Source organism: Flavobacterium sp. KY-23415, assembly GCF_055384985.1.
Window position 1 is genome coordinate 1,716,566 of record NZ_AP044001.1, and the last position, 19,651, is coordinate 1,736,216.

Below are 19,651 nucleotides of genomic sequence, written 5' to 3' on the forward strand. Positions count from 1 at the left end.
TTTAATAAACACAACACTAAGAACATTTATTGTTCATAAAATATATTATTATGAGTAAAGAAGTAAAATCAGTAAACTACGGTTTAGAAAAAATATTTGAAGGAGCACAAGATTTCCTTCCTCTTTTAGGTACAGATTATGTAGAATTTTATGTGGGTAATGCAAAACAAGCGGCTCATTTCTACAAAACGGCATTCGGGTTTCAATCATTAGCTTATAGAGGTTTGGAAACGGGTTCTAAGGACTCTGTAAGTTATGTGTTAGTACAAGATAAAATACGTTTAGTGCTAACTACTCCATTAAACAGTTCTTCTCCAATTAATGAGCATATTGTTAAACATGGAGATGGTGTTAAAGTAGTTGCTTTGTGGGTAGAAGACGCAAGAAGTGCCTATGAGGAAACAACAAAAAGAGGAGCAAAATCATTCATGGAGCCAGTAGTTGAAAAAGACGAACATGGAGAAGTGGTAAGAGCAGGAATCTATACTTATGGAGAAACAGTGCACATGTTTGTGGAGCGTAAAAACTACAATGGAACATTTATGCCAGGATTTAGAGAATGGAAATCAGATTATAATCCAACAAGTGTTGGGTTAAAGTATATTGACCACATGGTAGGTAATGTAGGTTGGGGAGAAATGAATACTTGGGTAAAATGGTATGAAGATGTAATGGGATTTGAGAATTTCTTATCTTTCGACGATAAACAAATCCATACAGAGTATTCTGCTTTAATGAGTAAAGTAATGAGCAATGGCAATGGAAGAGTAAAGTTCCCTATTAATGAACCAGCAAAAGGAAACAAACGTTCTCAAATTGAAGAATATTTAGATTTTTATGAAGGTCCAGGTGTGCAACACATTGCAGTAGCTACAGATGATATTATTAAAACAGTTAGTGAATTAAAAGCAAGAGGAATTGAATTTTTACCACCACCACCACAAGCCTATTATGATGCAATTCCTGAAAGATTAGGTGAGCATAAAGACATGATGAAGGAAGACCTGAAAGAATTACAAAAACTTTCTATAATGGTAGATGCAGATGAAGAAGGGTATTTGTTGCAAATTTTCACTAAGCCAGTCGAAGATAGACCGACCTTGTTTTTTGAAATAATTCAAAGAATGGGTGCTAGAGGCTTCGGAGCAGGAAACTTTAAGGCACTTTTTGAGTCGATAGAGAGAGAGCAAGCATTGCGAGGTACATTATAAAAAAGCAATATTTTTTCATATTATTAAAAAATAACCAATTTTGTTAAAGATATTTCTGTTAAAATGGTTAAAGTTGTTATTTTGGTAAGAAATGTTTAAAAAACTATATACATTTGCACTCGCAAAAAAAGAGATAGTTAGAGTCTCTAAATTTGTTAGTAAGTTTTCATAATTTATAGTTTTTGGTTGGTTAATAGCATAAAAACTCAGTCATAATTTTGACTGGGTTTTTTTGTTTCTTATTTTTGGAACAGATATTGTACTTATCTTCTAAAAAAACCTCAGATTATGAAAAAAATTATTTTACTTTTAGTTGTTTTCGTTACTACAAACTCATTTGTAGAAAAAGAAGATTCTTTTGGAACAGGAGAATTCATAAAGCTTAGAATTCATTATGGGCTAGTTAATGCAGGTTATGCTACTTTAGAAGTTAAAGAATCTACACGTAATAATAGAAAAGTGCATCATGTAGAAGGAAAAGGATGGACCGTTGGAATGACCAAGTTTTTCTTTGAAGTTAAAGATGATTACCAGAGTTTCTTTGATAAAGAAACAGGAAAACCTTATCAGTTTTTAAGAAAAATAGACGAAGGTGGTTATACTAAATATCAAGAAGGTTTCTTTAATCAAAGTAATGGTACTGTTCGTGTAAAAGATTATAAAAACAATACAGAGAATACCTTTTCAGTTCCTGAAAATGTGCAGGATATTGTTTCTGCTTTTTATTATTTAAGAAATCATCCACAAATAGATAATTTAAAAAATGGAGAGTCAATAGCTATAGACATGTTTTTTGATAATGAAACAACAAAGTTTAAGTTAAAATATCTTGGTGAAGAAAATATAAAAACTAAATTTGGAAAAATTTCTTGTAAAATATTCAGACCATACGTTCAAGCAGGTAGAGTTTTTAAAGAAGAAGAGAGTTTAACTGTTTGGATTTCAAATGATGACAATAAAATACCAGTTCGTGTAAAGGCGAGTTTGGCTGTTGGTTCGTTAAAAGCAGATTTGGATGGATATAATAACTTAAAGCACGCTATTAAATTTAAATAATGGAAATAACACCGGAAAGAATTCATCAATTAGAACAGATTGAGAAAAAATATAACGCAATTAATCAGAGTACAGAAACGCATTTAGAAGGTTTGCTTTGGTCTAAACCAATGACCTATTGGGACTATATTCAAACAGATGCTTTGTTGAATTTGCAAATTCAAAGAACAACATTGCCAGACGAAATGGTTTTCATTATGTATCATCAAGTAAATGAACTTTTGTTTAAGATGGTTCTTTGGGAAATAGATCAATTGTCTCATACAGAAAAGCCAACTACATCTTTTTTTGAAGAAAGATTAGGAAGAATTAGTAGATATTTCGATATGTTGACAACTTCATTCACAATAATGACAGATGGAATGGAGCCAGAGCAGTATCTGAAATTTAGAAATACTTTAACACCTGCAAGCGGATTTCAAAGTGCACAATATAGATTAATAGAATTTGCATCAACCGATTTGATTAATTTAATTGATTATCGATTTAGGGCAACCATAGATAGAAATACATCCTATGAGTTTGCTTTCGAACATTTGTATTGGCAAGCAGCGGGCAAAGATTATAAAACAGGCGAGAAATCTTTTCTTTTGCAACAGTTTGAAAAAAAATACAAAAAACAGTTTTTAGACTTTATAGAAGAATACAATACCATAAATCTATGGAGAAAATACAAACAACTTCCAGAAGAATCTCAAAAAAAAGAAAGTCTAGTTAATGCAATGCGACATCTAGATAAAACAGTTAATATTACATGGGTAATGGGGCATTTTAATACTGCAAAAAAATATATTGAAAGTGTTCCTGGTAATCATGAAGCAACAGGAGGTAGCGATTGGAAAAAATACATGTTACCAAAATACCAAAAAAGAATTTTCTTTCCAGAATTATGGTCAAAAGAAGAATTAGAAAATTGGGGAGAAGAATTGTAAGAACACATTAAAAATACTGCTACATTGAGATACCTACCATTATTGTTTTTATCATTACTTTTATTTGTTTCATGTAATGATACTAAGGAAAAAGAGATAAAAAAAACAAAAGAGAAAGTAAAAAAAGAACCAATTATTAAAGAATATGGTTTTATTTTTAATGATTATAAAGTAATAAAAGATACTATCCGAACGGGAGATAATTTAAGCTTAATATTTGGAAAGTTCAATTTGCCAGATAGTATAAAAACTTTTGAAGCAGTTGAAAAGGTAAAAGATTCATTCAATCCAAGAATGATAAAAATTGGCAAACCTTATTTGTTGTTTTTAGACAAGAAAAAGCCAAATGAACTTCAAGCACTTGTTTATGTAAAAAATAAAATTGAATATACAGTAATTAATTTTAGAGACTCAATACAAGTAAGCAACAAGAAAAAACCAACATCTTTGAAGAGAAGAACAATTGCAGCAGAAATTGAAGGTTCATTGTCAGAGACACTCTCAAAAGAAGGAGTGAGTCAGGGTTTTGCTACTAAATTAGCAAAGGTATATGAGTATTCAATAGATTTCTTTAAGATACAAAAAGGAGATAAATTTGCGGTTACAATTAATGAAAGATATATTGAAGATTCCATATATGTTGGAATTGAAAGTGTAGAATCTACCTATTTTCAACATAAAGGCAATGATTATTATGCCTTTCCCTACAAGTTAAAAGCAGAACAGGCTTTTTTTGATTATTACGATGAAAAAGGTAAAGGCCTAAAAAGCATGTTTTTAAAATCACCATTAGATTATTTTAGAATATCATCTCGATTTTCTGGAAGACGTTTTCATCCAGTTCAGAAAAAATGGAAAGCACATAACGGAACAGATTATGCAGCAGCGCACGGAACACCAATTAAAACAACAGCTAGTGGAGTTGTAGAAAGAGCTGGTTATACTTCTGGGAATGGTAATTATGTGAAAATAAGGCATAATGCAACCTATTCAACACAGTATTTACATATGTCTAAAATATTAGTTAAGAATGGTCAGCATGTTTCTCAAGGGCAAGTTATTGGAAAAGTAGGGAGTACAGGTTTAGCAACAGGACCTCACGTTTGTTATCGTTTTTGGAAAAATGGTGTGCAAGTAGATCCGTTTCGTCAGCAATTGCCAAATACAGAACCAATGAATGATAAAGATAAAGAAGTTTATTTGAAATATATTGAGCCACTTAAAAAAGAACTTGATAGTGTATTGAAAGTAAAATTTAAATAATAATTAAATGGCATTAGCAATTAATAATCCGACTAATTCAGTCGCTTGGAAAAAACTAGAAGCGCACTTTGAAGAAATAAAGAATATTTCTATGAAAGAAATGTTCTTTCAAGACAATAAAAGAACGGAAAAATTTCATATTGAATGGAAAGATTTCGTTGTTGATTATTCAAAGAATATAATTACTGAAGAGACAAAAAGATTATTAATAGATTTAGCTAATGAAATAGGTTTAAAACAAGCTATTCAAGATTATTTTTCTGGTGATATAATAAATAAAACCGAAAATAGAGCTGTATTGCATACTGCGCTAAGGGCAAATGTTAATGATGAAGTTTATGTGGAGGGTAAAAATATTATTCCAGAGATTTTTGAGGTAAAGAAAAAAATTGAAATTTTTACAAATGACATCCTTAGTGGTATTCGTAAAGGATATACAAATAAATCTTTCACAGATGTTGTTAATATTGGAATAGGTGGTTCAGATCTAGGTCCTGCAATGGTAGTTGAAGGCTTAGAGTATTATAAAAATCATTTAAACCTTCATTTTGTGTCTAATGTAGATGGAGATCATGTGAATGAAATTCTAAAAAAAATAAATCCAGAAACAACACTATTTGTAGTTGTGTCCAAAACATTCACGACGCAAGAAACATTATCAAATGCACAAACAATTAGAGAATGGTTCTTAAAATCTGCTAATATTGATGATGTGGCAAAGCATTTTGTAGCGGTATCAACAAATGTGAAAAATGTAACAGAATTTGGCATTTCACAAGAAAACATTTTCCCAATGTGGGATTGGGTAGGAGGACGTTTTTCGCTTTGGAGTGCTGTTGGATTAAGTATTAGTTTATCGGTAGGTTTTGAAAATTTTAATAGATTATTGAAAGGGGCCAATGCAATGGACAAGCATTTTAGAGAAGTCCCTTTTGAAGAAAACATTCCAGTTATTTTAGCAATGTTAAGCATTTGGTATAATAATTTTTTTAAAGCCGAAACAGAAGCATTAATTCCTTACACACAATACTTGCAAAAACTTGCGCCCTATTTGCAACAAGGAATTATGGAAAGTAATGGTAAAAGCATAGGAAGAGATGGTAAAGTAGTTAATTACCAAACAGGAACAATAATTTGGGGAGAACCAGGTACAAATTCCCAACACGCCTTTTTTCAATTAATTCACCAAGGGACAAAATTAATTCCAACAGATTTTATTGGATTTAAAAAATCATTACACGGAAATAAAGAACATCATAATAAATTAATGTCTAATTTCTTTGCACAAACAGAAGCTTTATTAATGGGAAAAAGTGAAGCGCAAGTAAAGCAGGAGTTTAATAAAACAGGAATATCACCTGATCAAGCTAATTTTTTATTGCCATTTAAAGTTTTTCATGGCAATAAACCCACAAATACGTTATTGATTGAAAAACTTACACCAGAAACATTAGGGGCATTAGTGGCATTATATGAACATAAAATATTCGTGCAAGGTATTGTTTGGAATATTTTTAGTTATGACCAATGGGGAGTAGAATTAGGGAAACAATTGGCTAATTCTATTCTAACCGAGTTGAATGACAAAAAAATTAACACTCATGATAGCTCAACAAATTTCTTATTACATAAATATATAGAATAAATAAGAGTTTAAAAAGAATTTATTAAAGGAATTAAGCAGTTCATTACAATATTTTGTGATGAACTGCTTTTTTATTTTTTAAAAACCTTACAGTAAATCATTCTAAAAAAGTACTTTTGCAAAAAAAACAGTCCATGATTTCTAGGTTTTTAGCTTTTTTATTATTATCTACTTCTTGTCTATATGCAATAGAAAATAATCCATTATCAGATACATTAAGTCATAAGAAAATTGAAGTTTCAAAATTTTCTAAGCTTGATGCCAAAATAGCACTTAAGAAAGCTTTTAAAAACAATGAGAATCTTAAGTTGTCGCCTGTTAGTAGTTCAACATTTGTAGGGGATTCTTTAAAAGCATTTGCAGATGAGTTGTTCACTAAAAAAAATTTGAAATTTGTTGAAAAATTAACGGGTTTTGAAGAAGTACAATTGCCAATTGGTCTTTCAGGTTATACCAAAGATGCTTTTAAAGCAGAAATGGCAATAGTAAAAGCGAAAGTTACGCCTGCTTATTTAGAACTTACAGCTTTTGCAAGAATTGAAACAAAATATGAAAATGTCTACCTTTATTTTGCTGCTGATAAATTAAAACTTTCTCATGACGGTGGAGTTATTGGTGATTGGAAGCTTTATTTAATTGGTAACCAAACGCTCCCTCAATTTGGCGGTAAAATGCTTTTAAGTATTATTGGAGGTGATTTTAATAAAGAATCAGGAGAAATTAATAGCAAGTCATTTGTCGAGTTCGATTGTGATGGTTTTAAATCCTTTACTTTCGATATGGACATAAGATTAGCAAGGTCTTTAGTTGTACCAGTAGATAGCAATGGAGAAAGAATTAATCATAATAAAGATTTAAGTGATGATGGAATTAACGCAATTGATAATCCAAAATATGTAGGTGCTAAAATTGAAATGTCTGCCACTGGCTGGAGCGATATGTTAATTCAATTAAATTTACCAAATTTTGAAATAAATGATTTGGAAGGTTGGGTTTTTAATCTAAAAGAAATGGTTTTCGACATGAGCGATACGAAAAATTCAAGCTCGGTCGTTTTTCCTGAAATCTATGTTGCAAATCAACTCTTTCCAGGAGGAGATACAAATGCATGGCGAGGTTTCTATGCTAATGAGTTGAGTATAACCTTGCCAAAAGAGTTTAAGAATAAGAGTACTAAAGAAAGAACTAAGTTTGAATCTACAAATTTATTAATTGATAATTTCGGAGTTTCTGGAAAGTTTGCAGGTTATAACATATTAGATAAAGGTAATGCATCTGGTTGGCAATTTACTATTGATACATTAAGTGTTAATTTAGTTACAAATAGGTTAACAGGAGCAAAACTCTCAGGAAATATAAAACCAGCAGCATTAGATTCTAATCTAAAATACTCTGGAACTTTTAATAAAGATATATATCGATTAATTGTCAAGGTAGATAGTGCAGACTGTAAGATGTTTAAAGGAAAAATGGTTTTTCTTGAAAACTCTTGGATTAAAATGGAATTAGATAATAATACTAGAGAATTCAGAGGAGAAGCTTTTTTAAATGGTTGGATGAATTTAGGAGGTGATGTAGGTGATGCTCCATTGACTAATAATGATGGTCAAGTAACACAAAATGAAGAAGATTTTTATCAGTTTAAAGGGATTGTTTTCCAAAATCTTAGATTGAAATCCTATGAACAACCTTATATCCAAGCATCCTATTTTGGTTACCCAAGTGAAGCAAAGTTTGGTAATTTCCCTGTAAGTTTTGAAAACATTCATTTGGTAACACCAGATGCAACTACTGTTGGAATTGGTTTGAAAATTAAACTAAATTTGATGGAAAATTCAGGGATCTATGCTGATACAGAAGTTAAAATACTTGGAAAGTTTAAGGAAGAAGAATTCCAAAGTTATAAATTTGATAGAGTAGATGTAGAATCTATTACTATAGATATTGAGAAAAGCTCGTTTCGTTTATATGGGCATATTGATATTTTTAAGAACGATTCAATTTATGGAAAAGGTTTTAAAGGAGAATTAGAAATTAATTTAAAACAAATAAAAATAGAAGGAAAGGCAAAAGCAATGTTTGCTAAAAAAGATTTCAGATACTGGTTTGCCGATTTTCAAATTGTTAACACCTCTTCAAATAATAAATTTGGAATTGAAAAAATTGAAGGAGGATTGTCTTATCGAATGAAACGTTCTGATGGTAACATGATGTGGACGTATGAGACTTCAAGATATTTACCAAATGAAGAATACGGGTTAGGATTAAGGGCTGGTGCAAAAATTAAATTTGGAAAAACAACTTCATTTAAGGCTAAAGCATTTATAGAGTTAGAATACAATCAATATGGAGGATTAAACCGATTATATTTCTTAGGAGAAGGTGCAATGATGGCTGGTGATGGAGAAACAGAAGGATCATTAAGTAGTACGTGGGCAAGCTATGATTCAATTTTTGAAGGAGATGAAGCCGAAGAAATGAATGGATATTTGGCACAAGGAAATCTGTTAGAAATAGCTAAAACAGGGCATCCAGTTTCTGAGGTGGCTAAAGATGGGAAAATTGGAGTCTTTGTAAGTATTGAAAAAGACTTCCTAAATAATTCGTTTGATGGATTATTTGAGCTGTACTTAAAATTAGAAGGTATTAAAGGTTCGGGTGCAAATAATAAGTTTGGAATGGTGCATATGTATTCAAGCCCAGCGAAATCCTATTTGCATGTTGGAACTCCTTTAGATAAGTTGGGTGCAATATTTAAAATAGGTGTTTATGATGTTAATGTTCAAGCCTATTTTATGACAGGTGATGTACTTCCAACACAAACACCTCCACACCCAAGAGTATTACAAATTTTAGGCCCCGATATTTTAAATGATAATAGAGATTTAAGTTTACTGAATGATGGAAAAGGATTTGCTTTTGGATTGAATTTTTCGGTACAATTAGGTGGTGATTATGGTTTTTTCTATGCTTTTCTAGAAGCTGGTGGAGGATTTGATATTTTACACCGAAAATTAAACGGTGTTTCATGTGCTGGAATGGAAGGACCAGTAGGGAATGACGGGTGGTATTCAATGGGACAAGTATATGCCTATATTTATGGAGAAGTTGGAATAAAAGTAAAACTTTTTGGAAAAACAAGAAGATTCTCAATTTTAGAAGCTGGGGTAGCCGCAATGCTAAGAGGAGAATTTCCGAACCCAACACATATGGAAGGGTATCTAGGGATCTATTATAAAGTTTTAGGAGGATTAATAAAAGGAAGATTACGCTTTAAGTTTGAAGTTGGAGAAAAATGTGAGTTTATAGGAATGTCTAATCCATTAGGAGTACCTGTAATATCAGATGTAAGCCCAGATAATGATAATGAAGTAGATGTCTTTAAAAAACCACAAGTTGCTTTTAATTATGCAATGTTAACACCATTCTCAATTGAAGACACAAGTGGAACAACCAAAACGGTGCGAATTAGTCTTAAAAAATTCGAATTGATGCATGAGGGGCAAAATATAGTTGGAACATTAGAATGGATAGATAATAACACAAAAGTTAATTTTGTTTCAGACGATGTATTACCACCTAATACGACTATACAAGCAACAGTAGAAGTTGGATTAGAACAAAAAAACGGATCTACCTGGGGAGTATTGACCAGTGGAGATGGATCTGGTAAAGAAGTACGAACATTTTCATTTACCACAGGAAGCGCTCCTGAATATGTACCATTAGAGAATATAGCCTATTCATATCCTGTGATAGAGAGTAATAACTTTTATCCCGAAGAGCATAAGAATGTTTATTTAAAATTGAAACGTGGTCAAGATTATTTATTTGATGGAACAATTTCCAATTGGAATATAAAAGGAGAAATTAAACAAGGAGAGAATTTAAAAAGCAAGAATGACATAATCTATAATACTACCGAAAATAAAATTACTTTCCCATATGATAATATTGGTTTAAGTACTACAAATCATTTGCAAATCATAGCATATCCAGAAGCAAATGCTGAAACCATTACCCATTTAACCGAAAATGTTGTTACTGGAGACGTTTCAAGTTCTGCAAATAATACTACAGAGGTAAATGAAGTAACGGTTACAAATAATATGGCAAAAGCTCAGAATAATACAAATACAAACAAAATAATACTGGAATATAATTTCATAGCGAGTAAGCATCCAACATTTACGAGTAAAATGGAGTCCATTCAAAAAACAGGGGATTTATTAGAAATTATTTATGCTGATGTTCATGCTTTGTATTATAAAACTGTCCCATATGAAGTATTTAATGAAGCAGAATTATATGGCTCTCAATATACAGATGGTCAACCTTTAATTACTGTAGAAGCAATTTTGGATGATTCTTATTATAATGATTCGATTTATCCATTGGTTTACCAAAATTATCCACTGGATGGAAATATTATTATTACTAATAGATATGTTAACGAACTAGGTTTGCCAGCTACTCGTGCAATAGATATTCCAGGATATTACCAAAGTTATTTGCAATCGAATTCTACATCTTTATTAGTCAATCAAAGATTGCCTTTTAAATACAACTTGCCATTAACTTATAAAACGGACTACGTTAACCTAAGATATCAAGTGGTAAACAGGTATATGAATGCGCCTATTAATTGGGAGAAATATGAGCAATATAAATATTTGATTGATAGTAGTTTTCCGATATTGCCTATTGGGGCATATAAGTTTAAATTAATCTATTCTTTAAATAATGAGGAATTTAGAAGTGAAAGTGATAAAGTATTTAATAGAAAGTATTAAATGCTTATAGAGGAATCATTTAGTTATAATTAATAAAAAAAACATCTTAGATTTTAATTATTATGAATAAGAAAATATTATATCAATTTATCCTGTTTTTATTCTTTATTTGTGAAATACTATTTTCTCAAACTAAAAAATTTGTTGTTGAACTTCATTCTCCTTCAGGATATCATCCCAGTGGAATAGAATTTAATGGGATTAATTCAAATTCTCAAATTTTTTTTCAAAATTCATGTGGCGGTAATTCTAATTGCCATAGATTTTTTTATGTGGAAGTTTTAGATAGTGGATTTCCTTTAACTTTACAAGTAAGTGGTGATTTTATTGATACTTCTGGTGGAGAATGTAATCAATCATTAAATGACACATATTTTTTTGATGATATCAATATTGATAGAGAAATTAATTTTTCAGTTTGTGCTTCAGAAGCTAATTTTTATTCTTTTAATCTTTTACAATTACAAGACAATTCTATTGGTATTTGTGATAATATAGTTATTAACAAAAAATTAATTTCTAAATATCAGTATAATAGACAAGATAACCCTGGAGTTTGGGTTGATATTCCAAATTCTTATCAATCTGGAGATGTATTAAGTTTTTCTCCTTCTGATATACCAGACTTAGCAAATTATTATGGTTCTCTAAATATAAAAGGACTTTCTACTAATCCTCTAAATGCATTATCACAAGTTTTTGAAACCAACACAATCCTTTACGAAGTTATTCCCTGCTCTCCTCAAATAGTAGGCTCTCCAGTATTAGTTCAAAATGTATGTAGCGATAGTGATAGTGGTAGTGCGACTTTTACATTTAATGATGGTTTATCACAAGGAGATTATTTTATCATGACCTTATATGAGAATGATGGTACCAATGATATTTTTGTAAGTGATGAACAAGTCACAGCAGCTCAGTTTACTAATCAACAATACATTATTGGAGGTTTAGGGCCAGGAACTTATTTTATTAGATACCAATCGTATTTAAACGGAGGTAATACTTTTGCGAGTGATGAAAATAGCGATCCTTTCACCATAACAGCTCCATCAAAAGTAGAATTCTCAACAATAAAAACAGATATTATCTGTAAAGATGAGGCTACAGGAAGTATTACAGTTACCGCAACTGGAGGAACAGCACCTTATGAATATAGTAAAGATGGAGGAGTAAATTGGCAATTGAGTAATGAATTTGTAAACCTAACAGCGGGAAATTATAATATGCTTGTTAGAGATGGAAATAATTGTATAGCTCCAGATGGTTCACAGACGGTTACTGTTATAGAGCCTAATACGAGAGTTACAGTTGCCTCAAACCCAGTTATTGTTGAACCATTGTTAAACAATGAGAATTCAGGAAATATAGACATTACAATAAACAATGGAGCACCTCCCTATACTTTTTCTTGGTCGTTTGATAATATTTATAATATATCAGGTGCAACTTTTGCTACTACGAGTTCGGAAGATATTTCAAACCTTTACGCAGGTGCTTATACAGTGTTGGTAACAGATGCCAATGGCTGTACAGATACAGAAACCTATACGCTACAAAACCCACCATTATTAGTACCTGAAATAACAATAGATCAAAATATAACTTGTAATGGAGCAAATAATGGTAAATTAAGCGCTAGTGCTACAGGAGGAAGACCTGGATATACTTATCAATGGTTTAAAAGTAACCCAGCACTTATATTTTTATCATCAAATACACAAATTATTAATTTGTCAGCTGGGGATTATAAGCTTGTAGTAACAGATGCTGATGGTGCTGGTGGTACAAAAGAGATTTTTTATACATTGACACAACCCAATGTTCTTCAAGTAACAAATACAATAACCAATGTAAGTTGTAACGGTGGAACAGATGGTGAAATTGAATTAACAACCATTGGAGGAACAGCACCCTATACTTTTTCATGGAAAAAAAATGGAGTGTCAATTTCAGAAACAACAGCAACAATTAGTAGTCAAGGAGCAGGAAACTATAGTTGTACCGTTATCGATCAAAACGGGTGTAGTCAAAGTATAAATAATCTCGTTATTAATGAAAACCCTCCAATAGCGATCTCTTTAAATTATATAACTAATCTTCTAGACCCTGCCATAAATAACGGAGCAATTAACCATAATGTATCTGGTGGTACGGGTTCGTATACATATTTATGGAATACTGGAAATACAACTTTAAACTTAAACAATGTTACTGCGGGGAATTATAGCTTTACAGTTACAGATTCAAATGGTTGTTCCGCAACTCAAAATTATACAATAACAGCACCTCCACCATACCTGTTAACGATTCAGCAAAATAGTGAAATAAATTGCTTTGGAGACAGTACCGCTAGTTTAGAGGCAATAGTGTCTGGTGGAACACCATATTCATCAGGAAATGCGTATCAATATTTCTGGTCAGGGTCAAATATTCCTTTTTCAGAACCAACAGATCTAGCATCAATATCAAATCTACCAGCAGGAACTTACACTGTGGAAGTTAGAGATGCGAATAACATTATTAGAACACAGACTTTTACAGTTCAACAACCTCAAGTGTTAACGGCAAGTTTTATAAAGAATGATATAAGCTGTTTTGGAGCTAATGATGGAACTATAAATATATCAACTTCAGGAGGAACTCCAAATTATACTTATGAGTGGAAAAACCAACAAAATCAAATAATAGCCACAACAGAAGATGTTAGCAATTTAGCATCTGGTATATATACCTGTTCAATTACCGATTCAAAAGGATGTACTATTACAATAAATAATATTCAAATAATTGAACCATCACAATTGGCTTTCATTTCAGAAACAGTAGTCCCAGTTTCAACAGCTATAGGAACAGATGGGAGTATTACTATTGTAGTTGCAGGTGGAACATTGCCCTATAGTTACTCTTGGTCTATGAATGCTAGTCCAATAGGATCAAATAATGCAACATTGAGCAATATTGGAGTAGGAACATATACTGTAATAATTACAGATAGTAAAGGTTGTAGCATTACAAATACCTACACAGTTGGAGTTATTCAGCCATTAGAAGCCGCAATAAGTGTACTAACACCTATAAACTGTAATGGAGATCTAGTAGGAAGTTTAAAAGTTAGCCCTACAGGAGGTTTGCCGCCCTATACAATAAACTGGAGTAATGGAGGAAATACACCTATAGTCTCAGGATTAGGAGCTGGAACATATTCCGTTATTATTACAGATTCAAATATCCCTCAAGGGACATTTTCTATAAGTTATAATTTAACAGAACCGACACCTTTAATCATTGATATGGTTAACACTACTAATATAATTTGTTTCGGAACCAATTCTGGAAGTATAAGCATAGATGTTTCAGGTGGAACAACACCATATACTTATGAATGGAGAAATGCAGCCAATACAGTTATTTCTAATAGTCAAAATATAAGTGCATTAGGAGTAGGTAATTATAGTTGTACAATAAGAGATGTAAATAATTGTACAATAACAACAGCAAGTATTCCAATCACAACCAGTCCAGAATTAATTGCAACACTTGTTAGCACAACAAATGTTTTAATTAATGGGCAAGCAACAGGAAATATAGATATAAATGTTACAGGAGGAAATGGTTCCTATACTTATCTTTGGAACAATGGAAATACAAGCCAAGATCTTTCTAATATACCAGCGGGTACTTATAGTGTGATAGTTACAGATGGGCTAGGGTGTCAAAAAACAATCAATAATATTGTTATAACCGAACCAAGTCCATTAGTAGTAACTACAAGTACACTTCAAAATATAAGTTGCTATGGAGGAAATAACGGTCAAATCACAGCAAATGTTTCTGGAGCGGTTCCTCCCTATTTTTATACATGGAACTATCCAAACGGAACAATAAGTAATCAAGCAACAATCTCTAATTTGTCAGAAGGAAATTACACCCTAACGGTTAGTGATCAAAATAATGCAACAGTTACACTGTCAATAGCTCTTGTCGCGCCAAATTCTTTAGCAGGAAGTTTTGTAAGCACACCCGTTTCATGTGGTGGTGCCACTGATGGAACCATAACAATCCAGCCTATAGGAGGTACAGGTAGTTATACCTATTTATGGAATAATGGAGAAACAACACAAACTATCACAAACGTTTCTGTTGGAAACTATGTAGTATTGGTAACCGATTCAAATGGATGTGAAAAATTATTCACAGGTGGGGAAGTGCAAGCATCTGGAGGAATTGTAATTCAAGAAACAATTCAAGATGTAGATTGTGTTGCGCTCAATTCAGGAAGTATTGATTTGCAAGTCACAGGAGGTAGTGGTTCTTTTGCAATTCAATGGGATAATACAACACTAAGTGGGTTTTCAGTTACTGGTTTAAGTGGAGGGCTATATACGGGAACAATTACAGATCTAGTAAGTAATTGTATCATTCCATTTAGTTATACAGTTGCTCAACAAACACCTGTTTTCTTTGATTTAGAGGATACAATAACGCTGTGTCAAAACCAATCAGCTACAATAGACGGAAGTGCTACTGGAGTAAATTTAACCTATTCTTGGACAAGTACAAATGGTTTCACGTCCTCAAGCCCTATTATAACTATAAATCAATCGGGAGATTATACTTTAGTGGTAACATCTTCAAACGGTTGCAGTTATACAGATACAGTGACAATAGATATACTTTCAGAATCAATTGAGTCCGAATATTTGGTTGCTTCACAGACCTATAAAGATCAAGAAATAATACTAATTAATGTAAGTGAAAGTACAAATGAAAATTATGAATGGATTTTTCCTTCACAAGCTGAGATTCTTTCGCAAAATTCACAAACCGCTATCGTTAAATTTTCTGATGTTGGCGTATATGAAATAGGATTGAAAGCAACCAATAGCTCTGGTTGTGTGTTGTATGATTATAATCAATTAATTGTGGAAGAAAATCCTGGATTACCAGCGGATGATTCAAACTCGATACTCATTAAAGAATTTAAAGTTTTTCCAAATCCAATTAATCAAAATGACAGTTTTAATGTGCTAGTAGATTTGGCACATTCCTTACCCATTTCAATAGCTATTTATGAAGTTTCATTAGGGACATTAGTAAACATTACGAACTTCCCTGCGAGTAAAATTCATACCAAACAATATAATTTAAATGTGAGTAGTGGAGTATATTATATTGTATTAAGGACACCAGGAAATGTTCAAACAAAAAAAATAATTATTAATTAATCCGAATGAAATTTTTAAAAATATATACAATCATTTTCCTCTTTTTAGGGGTATATAGTTACTCACAAGTAGATACTATTTATCGTGCTCCAAACGTATATGCTAAAGGAAAAGTGAGCAATAATAAAATTTTATTGAAATGGTCTGTAGATGATCCAGTTTTGTGGAAAAAATCGTTAAAGACAGGATATAGGGTACAGCGCACAACGGTTTTAAGAGATGGCAATCCAATAATGAAAGATGAAACAGTTATACTTCATGAAAAATTATTGCCTTTGCCTTTAGCACAATGGGAAAAAATTGCAGAAAAAGACAGTACTGTGTTAATTGTTGCTCAAGCGATTTATGGAGAAGATTTCGAGGTGGAAAGAAAAGGGACTAACCTTGAAACAATGATGTTGTTAAATGATGAGAATAATCAACGTTTTGCTTTTGCAATAATGGGTACTGAACAATCTTTTCTAGCGGCGAAAACTGCGGGTTGGGGTTTAGAAGATACCACTGCAAAACCCAATGAAAAATATGTTTATACTATAACCTTGCTTGGAGTAGTTGGAGATTTACACGCATCTGTATATATTGGATTACAAGATAAAACAGATACGACACCTCCGTTGAAACCCGAAGCTATTTTTGGAAACAATACAGTGATGATTATTTGGGATTTTGAAGCACAACAAAATTTATATTCTTCTTATCATTTGGAAAGAGCAACAGATGGGAAAAATTTCAAAAGATTAAATAAAGCACCCATTTTTTCTTGGGAAAGTAAAAGTAAACTCATTTCCTATACTGATAATTTAGAAGAAAACGGAAAACTGTATTATTATCGTATTTTAGGTATAGATACCTTTGGAGAGGTAAGTGCACCTTCTGAGGTTATTTCTGGAAAAGGAATTAATATTTTAGAATTTTCTCCTCAAATTACTGCTAAAGGAGTTATTGCAGAAGAGGAAGTTAATATTGAATGGAATTTTTTAGAAGAAGGAGAATCTAAAATTTCTGGTTTTAATGTTTTGCAAGGAGATACTGAAGACGGACAATTTCAAGTGGTAAAACAAAATATATTACCACAATCTAGAAAAGATATTGTAAAGACTAAATTAAAACCGTCAAATTATTTTAAAATTCAAGCAGTTGCAAAAGAAGGAGGATACAGAGATTCTTTTCCAGTATTAGTGCAACCGGTTGACTCAATACCTCCGCTTCCTCCAATTCAATTAGAAGGAAAAATAGATTCATTAGGAGTAGTCTCATTAAAATGGAAACAAAATAGCGAAATTGATCTACAAGGTTATAAAGTATTTAGAGGTTATACTCCAACAGAAGAGTTCTCACAAGTAACAAGAGCAGTTTGGATGAATAACTCTTATAGAGATTCTATTAATGCGAAAGCGTTAAACAAAAAAGTATACTATAAAGTTATTGCAATAGATAATAGATACAATGAATCAGGATTTTCGGAAATAGTAGAAATAAAGAAAATAGATTTAATTCCACCATCTTCACCAGTTATTAAAGATTATTTATTTGAAGAGAAGAGTATAAAAATAACGTTCATTCAAAGTAGTTCCGATGATGTAGTAAAACATAAAATCTACAGAAGATCAGAAAAAGAACAAGACTGGATGGTTATAAAAGAGATAGATTCTAGAAAGATTACCGATTTTACAGATACAGATTTGGAAACCAAAGTAGAGTATTATTATACTATAGTTGCCATTGACGATGCTGGAAATGAAAGTGACCCTTCAGAACCTTTAATCGCATCGCCAATGATGCCTTTAGTAAAACCAGCAATAAGATCATTTGATTTTCATGTAGACAGAAATAATAAAAGGATCGAGCTGTTTTGGTCAACCAAAGAAAAAGAACTCTACGAATATCAGCTCTATAAAAGGAAAAAAGACGGTGAATATATTCTATTCAAAATTATTCAGCCTAAAAAAGATAAAATGAGCTATATAGATACAAATATCAACCCAGGGAATGTTTACGAATATGCCATTAGAGCAGTGTTCAAAGATGGAGCATTCAGTAATTTTAAGGAAATAATTGTAACGTATTAACGAAATTCATAATGTTAAAAAATAAAATAAGACATATTTCTTTCTTCATTCTAATTCTTCTTTGTAGTTGCTTAAAAGAAGAAATGCTAGTTGCAAAGGCAGATTTTGTTATAGAGGAAACAATAACGCCAAACGGTAAAATAGCAAAGTTCATCAACCTATCAACAGGAGGAGAGGCCTTTGAATGGACATTTGAAAATGGTTCGCCAGCAACATCGAACGATTTTAATCCAGGAGAAGTGAGCTTTATGCAATCAGGAACACATACAATACAATTAAAAGTATCAAACAAAGATGGTTCGGTTTCAACAATTGAAAAGCAAATTGTTATAGAAACAAGCCCTACTACCGATTTTAATTATGAAATCTTAATCAATAATTATGCACCAGCAGAAATACAATTAACAAATTTATCGCAAAATATAGCGTCCTATAATTGGTCGTTCACATCAGGTGTGCCTGCAAATAGTACCGATGCACAACCTGACAATGTAATTTTTAGTACGCCAGGTCAACATACAATAACTTTAAACACTGTTGGCACAAACAATGAAGTGGGGCAAAAAACAATAACATTTGATGTATTACCAGAATTGAATGCCGATTTTGATTATACTGTCCTTCCAATAGACAATGATTATAATGCACCCGTTAAAGTTTTTATTCAAAACAATTCGATAAGTGCAACTTCCTACTCATGGGAAGTAATTGGAGCCAATCCTTCAAATACAACAGCAGAAAATCCTAGCTTTGTTTTCAATAGTCAAGGAAACTACCAAATCAAATTAACAGCTACAAATGGCAAACAAACGCAAACAGTTATAAAGAACATTCAAGTTTTAGCATATACGAACCTAAGTATTCAAAATGATGTAAAATTCGGAATCAATACTGCTCAAAACACGCTTGGATGTTATTATTCTACTGTAGAAAAAACAATGTATAAGAGCAATCAAATAGATTCTAATAACGGACCTTTAATAGATATTGTCTTCTTTGGTTTAGGAAGCACTTTTTCTTCAAACGTGTTTGTATCTCCAACCAATACAAATGCTTTTGGTTTAGCAACAATTCCTAATGCTACAGCAACTACCTATACAAATAAACAAGAAAATTGTAGTTGTACAGTGGTCACAGAAAATCAATTTAATACCATGACAAGTGATGCTTTTCTACAAACATTATCAATTACAAATGAAACAACTTCTTTTAATAATGGAGTATTACCTAGAATTATTCCCTTTGCAACAGCCGATGGAAGAAAAGGACTACTCAAAGTGAAATCATTTGTGAATGACGGAGCCAATTCCTATGTGTTGGTCGATATTAAAGTTCAAAAAAGCCTATAATTTTTAAAATTTCCCTGTGAACCCTAATATAATTACTTATATAATTTTGTTTGCCAATTTTTTTAAACAACTCTTTTCAAATAGCAGTTCAAATGCTTTTTGTGA

9 protein-coding genes are annotated in these 19,651 nt (G+C 31.7%); all 9 read left to right on the forward strand.

The genetic code is table 11. The features are described from left to right. The first annotated feature begins 50 nt into the window (after positions 1–50). The 9 genes from hppD to ACZ49Z_RS07670 all read left to right on the forward strand — a co-directional run bounded on the left by hppD (position 51) and on the right by ACZ49Z_RS07670 (position 19,546). Positions 51–1,211: a 4-hydroxyphenylpyruvate dioxygenase gene (gene hppD / locus ACZ49Z_RS07630; RefSeq protein WP_464307585.1), complete on the forward strand. Its 1,161-nt coding sequence runs from the start codon at positions 51–53 to the stop codon at positions 1,209–1,211. A 288-nt stretch (positions 1,212–1,499) separates the two neighbouring features. After that, positions 1,500–2,267, forward strand: a complete 768-nt coding sequence (locus tag ACZ49Z_RS07635; protein ID WP_464307586.1) for a DUF3108 domain-containing protein — start codon at positions 1,500–1,502, stop codon at positions 2,265–2,267. After that, positions 2,267–3,199, forward strand: coding sequence for a tryptophan 2,3-dioxygenase family protein (locus ACZ49Z_RS07640; RefSeq protein WP_464307587.1), 933 nt, complete (start codon positions 2,267–2,269; stop codon positions 3,197–3,199). Before ACZ49Z_RS07635 ends, ACZ49Z_RS07640 begins: the two co-directional genes overlap by 1 nt. 24 nt (positions 3,200–3,223) lie before the next feature. Beyond that, positions 3,224–4,462 carry a peptidoglycan DD-metalloendopeptidase family protein gene (locus ACZ49Z_RS07645; RefSeq protein ID WP_464307588.1) on the forward strand — a complete coding sequence of 413 codons (1,239 nt, stop codon included), beginning with the start codon at positions 3,224–3,226 and terminating at the stop codon, positions 4,460–4,462. Positions 4,463–4,469: 7 nt separating this feature from the next. Next, entirely contained in the window at positions 4,470–6,107 is a 1,638-nt protein-coding gene (pgi, locus tag ACZ49Z_RS07650; RefSeq protein ID WP_464307589.1) for a glucose-6-phosphate isomerase, read from the forward strand. Between the two features lie 134 nt (positions 6,108–6,241). After that, the gene (locus tag ACZ49Z_RS07655) at positions 6,242–10,900 is read left to right on the forward strand and encodes an Ig-like domain-containing domain (protein WP_464307590.1); all 4,659 of its coding nucleotides are present in this window, start codon (positions 6,242–6,244) and stop codon (positions 10,898–10,900) included. Between the two features lie 62 nt (positions 10,901–10,962). Then, the gene (locus tag ACZ49Z_RS07660) at positions 10,963–16,128 is read left to right on the forward strand and encodes a T9SS type A sorting domain-containing protein (RefSeq protein WP_464307591.1); all 5,166 of its coding nucleotides are present in this window, start codon (positions 10,963–10,965) and stop codon (positions 16,126–16,128) included. A 5-nt stretch (positions 16,129–16,133) separates the two neighbouring features. Next, the gene (locus ACZ49Z_RS07665) at positions 16,134–18,197 is read left to right on the forward strand and encodes a fibronectin type III domain-containing protein (RefSeq protein ID WP_464307592.1); all 2,064 of its coding nucleotides are present in this window, start codon (positions 16,134–16,136) and stop codon (positions 18,195–18,197) included. 11 nt (positions 18,198–18,208) lie between these two features. Next, on the forward strand, positions 18,209–19,546 hold the full coding sequence (locus ACZ49Z_RS07670; protein WP_464307593.1) for a PKD domain-containing protein: 1,338 nt from the start codon (positions 18,209–18,211) through the stop codon (positions 19,544–19,546). The last annotated feature ends 105 nt before the right edge of the window (positions 19,547–19,651 follow it).